Origin of the sequence: Kordiimonas sp. (genome assembly GCF_048260245.1) — a bacterium.
Classification (GTDB): domain Bacteria; phylum Pseudomonadota; class Alphaproteobacteria; order Sphingomonadales; family Kordiimonadaceae; genus Kordiimonas.
This window is the reverse complement of sequence record NZ_JBLXGZ010000022.1, coordinates 56,982-62,981: the sequence shown is the minus strand read 5'-3', so window position 1 is coordinate 62,981 and position 6,000 is coordinate 56,982. Positions and strand designations below refer to the sequence as shown.

Annotated in this window: 6 protein-coding genes; 4 read left to right on the top strand and 2 right to left on the bottom strand. The window is 51.8% G+C overall.

What is annotated here, in order from left to right; genetic code table 11:
- Nucleotides 1–257 precede the first annotated feature (257 nt).
- The 4 genes from ACN0VM_RS11995 (at nucleotide 258) to ACN0VM_RS11980 (ending at nucleotide 3,998) form a co-directional block, all read left to right on the top strand.
- On the top strand, nucleotides 258–1,460 hold the full coding sequence (locus ACN0VM_RS11995; RefSeq protein ID WP_417451125.1) for a DUF547 domain-containing protein: 1,203 nt from the start codon (nucleotides 258–260) through the stop codon (nucleotides 1,458–1,460).
- 110 nt (nucleotides 1,461–1,570) lie between these two features.
- Nucleotides 1,571–1,810, top strand: coding sequence for a hypothetical protein (locus tag ACN0VM_RS11990; RefSeq protein ID WP_417451124.1), 240 nt, complete (start codon nucleotides 1,571–1,573; stop codon nucleotides 1,808–1,810).
- A 32-nt stretch (nucleotides 1,811–1,842) separates the two neighbouring features.
- Nucleotides 1,843–3,057 (top strand): DUF547 domain-containing protein, encoded by a 1,215-nt coding sequence (locus ACN0VM_RS11985; RefSeq protein WP_417451123.1) that lies wholly within the window; start codon nucleotides 1,843–1,845, stop codon nucleotides 3,055–3,057.
- Between the two features lie 44 nt (nucleotides 3,058–3,101).
- Nucleotides 3,102–3,998, top strand: a complete 897-nt coding sequence (locus tag ACN0VM_RS11980) for a LysR family transcriptional regulator (protein ID WP_417451122.1) — start codon at nucleotides 3,102–3,104, stop codon at nucleotides 3,996–3,998.
- Between the two features lie 19 nt (nucleotides 3,999–4,017).
- On the opposite strand, the gene ACN0VM_RS11975 is transcribed toward ACN0VM_RS11980, so the two are convergent.
- Entirely contained in the window at nucleotides 4,018–4,803 is a 786-nt protein-coding gene (locus ACN0VM_RS11975) for a hypothetical protein (protein WP_417451121.1), read from the bottom strand.
- A 23-nt stretch (nucleotides 4,804–4,826) separates the two neighbouring features.
- Nucleotides 4,827–5,930, bottom strand: a complete 1,104-nt coding sequence (locus tag ACN0VM_RS11970) for a sensor histidine kinase (protein ID WP_417451120.1) — start codon at nucleotides 5,928–5,930, stop codon at nucleotides 4,827–4,829.
- Nucleotides 5,931–6,000 lie beyond the last annotated feature (70 nt).

Below are 6,000 nucleotides of genomic sequence, written 5' to 3'. Positions count from 1 at the left end.
GAGAGCCGCCCATAAAACCGTTATAAAGCAATAAACTAGATAACAATTACGATTTGGCCCGTCCCCACGGCAAGACCCAAAAGGAGGCCACACGCAAGGCCTTCCGCCTAAGAACTCCGGCAGAATTTCGTCACATGGGGCCGAAAATATCACGCTGGTGAGCCGCCTTGCGCGAGTGCGAGAAAAAATTTAGCCTTAAGTGCTCAGTTTAGACCAACATGGATAGAACATCGTTCTATCGTTTACCGGGGGGTAATATGTTTAAAAAAGCAACGCTCGCTTTACTCACAGCGATACTTGTATGTAGCTCATCCATCGTTTTCGCCACTGCTGACGAGAGCAAGATACCGGAGCCGTTCCGCGGCGAACGCAAGGGCTCACCGATACAGATCACCTATGATGACTGGACCAAAATTCTAAGGTCCACAGTTGTGGAAGCCGGGAGTTCAGACCGCAGTTCTGCCTCCGCACCCAGGCCAGAAATTGGCACCCGTGCAATTCGTGGCAACACCAGTTCCACGCGCAACGAAGGCAACCGCATCGTGTTTGAGGCCTTCACCGATGAGAAAAACGCTGAAATCGTACACAGAATACTCACTGAGCTTCAAGCTGTTCCCGGAGAAGTGCCCATGCGGGAGTGGACCAAGAATGAGCAGCTGGCCTACTGGCTCAATCTTTACAACATTACTGTGATCGATCTCATTGCGAAAGAATACCCCACACGCAGCTTGAAAAAGCTTACATCTGGCAAGGGATCTCTTTGGGATAAAAAAGTCCTGAAGGTTTCAGGCGTTGACCTGTCGCTCAACGACATTGAAGAAATCCTGACCTACAAATGGGACAGCACCATTGTGATGTATGGCCTGTTCCAGGGTTACGTTGGCGGCCCCAGTATTCGGCGCACAGCATTTACGGGCGAAAATGTGCATCGTTCTTTGGTCGATAACGCCAAAGAGTTCGTCAATTCAAACCGGGGCATGCGCCTCAAGGGCTCAAACCTGATCATTTCAGAATATTACAAAGAAAATGCCGTACTGTTCTCCGACTGGAAGGACGATCTCAAAAAGCATTTTATTAGCCTGACCGAATATGGCTTGCACGACCGCATTCGCAAGGCAAAAAAAATCAAGGCTACAACTGATGATTATTTCATTGCTGACCTTTATGGTGGCAGCACACGACATGGCACAGCGTCAGCGACAAATTCCGCAGCCCTGAACGACGCCCGCGTTCATGTAAACTCGGGTTTCTCTGCCGGCAATGGCGCCTCGATGGGCATCGGATCCTTCACCATGGAAAGCTATGCCAATTTCGGCACAGACCCAATTGAGATGCGCTTCCCGCCTCACGTCCGCGAATATGTGCAACAGATGCGCAAGAACAAGGCAACGCAGGACGGCACAGTTGAGGTCGAGGAAATCGACGAAGGCTCAGGTGAAGTTTCTGAAGTTCCCGAGTAGCCGATAATACTCGTGCAGAGGAGTATGCTTGGACAGATAAGAAACTGCTTCTTACAGCCATACTGGCAGGTGGCGTATGGTCACCTGCGCCCGTGGCCAAAGAAACTAACATGCCAGAAGAATTTCGGGGTGCCACACCGGGCTCATCCGTTGAAATCAGGTATGGTGGTTGGCCCGCGGCCCTAGAGGCAGTTGTTCATGGCGTCGGCATGTCAGACCGCTCTTATGCGGGCAATGTTCGCACCGACCTTGGCACACGTGCTGTCGGGGCAAAACCATCAATACGCGCAGCCCGAGCGGGACATCTTGACGTGGAAAATGTGACAAAGGACGACAGCAGCGACCAGTAAAATCGAAACACTGAAACAAACAGGAGGTGGCATTGCTTGATATAGCCCAGACCCGGCTGATTGCGATATTGCTGATCAGTGGTGTATTCGCAGCCGCGACCGCAGCCGACGAAAAAAACATCCCTGAGCCCTTCCGGGGAGAAACCAAAGGGTCGCCTATCGAGATCAGATATGACGACTGGAACGCTATTCTGGACATGACGGTCATTGACGCGGGCATGTCTGACCGGTCAGTAGCTTCTGCCCCGCGCCCTGAAATCGGTACGCGGTCAGTACGCGGCAACACCAGCAGCACGCGCAATGAAGGGAACCGAATTGCCTTTCCGGCATTCGCTGACTATGAGGAAAATCTTCACATCCTTGAGCAGATCAAAGCAGAACTGGAAGCCATACCTGATCAGGCGCCTTTACGCCTGTGGGCAAAAAACGAGCAGCTAGCCTATTGGCTCAATCTCTACAATATCTCGATCATTATCGAACTGGCCAAAGAATACCCAATGAAGTCGCTGCGTGACCTGCACGAAGGCTCACGCAAAAAACCTTCACTTTGGGACAAGAAACTGATGAAGGTGGCGGACATCGACCTGTCGTTGAACGACGTGCACTATATCCTGGTGGAGAAATGGGATAGCACAATAGTGATGTATGGCTTGTTTCAGGGTTATGTCGGCGGTCCCAGCATTCAGGACGAAGCTTACACGGGTCGCAACGTTCACAAATTGCTGATCGAAAACGCTAAAGAGTTTGTCAATTCCAACCGGGGCATGCGTCCGAAAGGCTCAACGCTGCAAATTTCCGAGTATTATAAAGAAAACAAAAAACTGTTCCCTAACTGGGAAGAGGACCTGAAGAAACATTTCATCAGCCTAACCGAATTCAGCTGGCACGATCGCATCCGGAAAGCCAAACGTATCAAGGCCACCACTGACGACTATTATATAGCGGACCTGTATGCGGGCTCTAAAGGAAAAGGCTCTGCCTCAGCGACAAACCCGGCGGCATTGACAACAGCAATGGTTAGCTCGAACGATGGAGCAGGACAGATATTGCCCGGTGTGAACTTCGGCATTGGTGACTGGAACCTTGATACATACGCGAGCTATCAACTTGCGCCAATCGAAAGCCGCTTTCCCGAATATGTCACAGAATACATTCAGAAAATGCGCAAAAATAAGTCCTTGCGGCCTGGCAATGTGGACGTTGAAGAAATCGAGGACGAAACTCGTCGACAGGATGGAAGCAACTGATTTTCCTGCTAGGCGAAGGCCGTTTGATCGCATAGACATGATCTATGTTTGACTGGAATGATCTTCGCTATTTTCTTGAATTGGGACGCCGGGGCACGCTTTCGGCAGCCGCGCTCAGACTGGGTGTTGACCACACCACAGTCGCCCGGCGCATTGCGGCCCTTGAAGACCAACTTGACGTCTCTCTATTTGATCGTGAAAATCGTGCGTATCATCTGAACGAAAATGGACGCCGCCTTCTGGCCCACGCCGAAAAGATGGAAGCGGGTTCCTTTGCCCTTCTGGACGAAATAGCTCCGGCGCCGGGCGGACCCAGTGGTACCGTGCGCCTTGCCACTCCCGAAGCCTTCGGGAGCCAGTTTCTGGCGCGTCATTGCATGAGCTTTCACAACCACAACCCTGGTATCGCGCTGGAACTCGTCGCAGAAACCCGGTCGCTTAACTTCAGTCGGCGTGACGCGGACGCTGCCATCACTCTGGCCCCCCCTAGCCATGGTCGCGTGGTATCGGAAAAAATCGCAGACTACCGGTTACGGCTATATGCAGCGCCAAGTTATCTCCAGCGTCATCCCCCTATCGTACGCTTACCGGACCTCAAACAACATCACTTCATCTGGTATGTTGAAGACTTGCTTCCCTTGCCCGAACTTCAGATGCTGGACAAAGCGATCTCGGACCCAACCGTTATATTTCGAACCACAAGCGTCACTGGTCAGGCTCATGCAGCGGAAGCCGGGCTCGGCATAGCCCTTTTACCGTGTTATCTTGCCGACCGCATGAAGGGGCTGACAACAGTGCTGCCAAATGAATTATCCGTCCTGCGGGATTTATGGCTCGTGGTCCATGCAGAACTCAGACCTGAACTACACATCGACAGGATGTGCCAGTTCCTTTCTGCCTTGGTTGCGTCGGAGCGCCGTGCGCTTCTCGGGGTAACCTAGCCACGCGGACCTAATACTGTTAGTTCGGCAAGTACTTCCCGTGGCCTGCCTTCATGAACAAGTTGCACAAAGGTTTGAGGCCTCGACCGCAAGTCAGCATTTTTTCCGTTGTGGCAATCTCGGCTAAAAACACCTCTGGTTCCGAACCGCTAAGTTGCATCAGGTTATAACAGCGCTGCGGCATTAAAGGGTTGCCCCAGGCATCGGAAGCCTTACGGCAGAGCGCCAATGCATCGAGAGCAACTGCATAGTCTCCCGCATCAACATTCAACTGTGCGAGCTTGATCATGGTTGAACCAAGAAGGGCTAGTAAGTGGCGGTTGTTTTCGCCGCTCAACATTGTGACGCCTTCTTCAATGTAACCGGCGGCCTTCCCGGCCTCGCCTTGTTCCTTTGCCCGGATAGCATTAGCCGCCAGTTTGACGAAGCCATCAATCCGCCCGTTATCACCCAAGCTCTCCTCTATCTCATCCATTAGGGCCAAACGCCTGGGAGTGCTGGAAAAATACGGACTGCGTTCGGCTAGACTAATAGCAAGAAATTGCCACATCTGTTGATCGTCATTTTCCCACAACAGCGCTTTCAGTTGCTTCAACTCAACCGGGGCCGTGCGAGTACGACCCACCAGACGGTCGTGTATAACCTGTGCTTCGTCGCAATATTTCGGCCAGTTTCGGGCACCATCTGTGGCAGCAAGGCAGCTATTTGAGCCAAAGGGAACCGCTTTGACAACCTCTTGCGCCCCGGCGGAAAGGCAGGGCACGGCAAACAAAAAAATGAAAATGCAAAACTTAAAACAGCTCAATTTACGATCCTGCTGGCCTCAATTTACACAACGGTTTTGTTAAGGCTTCGGGCCGGAGGGAACTTCAGGCAAACACTTGTTCCGCGACCTTTCTGGCTTTCGATAAAAATGTCACCACCGTGCAAGGTGATAAAGGTACGAACAAGAGAAAGCCCCAAACCTGTTCCTTCATGACTCCTCGTCATCACGCTTTCAATCTGACCAAATGGTTCGAGCGCAACCGCGATTTCTTCCTGATGCATACCTTCGCCGGTGTCCTTGACGATAATCGCATACCCCCCGTCCGGCATCTCAAGCGTTGCCGCAGTAACACTGCCGCCTTTTTTTGTGAACTTGATGGCATTGGACAGCAGATTGAGAATCATTTGCTTGACGATACGGCGATCAGCCCACAACTGTAGATCCTTGGCGACATCCTGCGAGAGCGATAAACTTTTCTCACGCGCATTGAATTCAACAATGGGAAGGCATTCCTCCAGCAGCTCTCCAAGACAAAACTGCTGCTCGTCCAACTCCAGCTTGCCCGCTTCCACTTTTGCAAGATCAAGAATGTCACTGATTATATCCAGAAGCAATTTACCGCTTCGGTGAATCAGATGACTATACTCCTCATACCGGCGTTCACCGATTCGGCCAAACATCTGCATGTTCATAACTTCGGAAAAGCCGATAATCGCATTGAGCGGGGTCCGCAGTTCATGGCTCATTTTTGCGAGAAATTCCGTCTTGGCCCGGCTCGCACGTTCAGCTTCCTCCACCGCGATCTGTAACTGCTGTGTTCGGCGTCGCAACTCGGCTTCTGCGGCCTTGCGTCTCTTGACCTCTTCCTGCCATAGCAGCGAAACTTTAAACCAGCGAGACAAGCCGAGGGCTGTCAAAAACAGACCCGGGACATACCCGAACAGGGCAACAAACAGATTCCATGCATCCTTGCTGGCCAGCGCGTCCATATGCGGCTTCAGTGTGGTTTCTTCAAGATAGTCCACCATGGCTGCAGCCATAAGAAAGACCGAACCGAGAAGAATAAGCTTGAGCCCCCTGTCAAGGCCTGTAAAACGCCGCACCTTGGCTAGCAAGGTCACCGGCACAAGAATAATGCCAATAAGGATAAGCAGATCTGCGTGCACGATTCCCATCACCTACCTCCATCAGACGTACATGATTGGCGAAACCCTGGCATATTCGCCTGGATGAGAA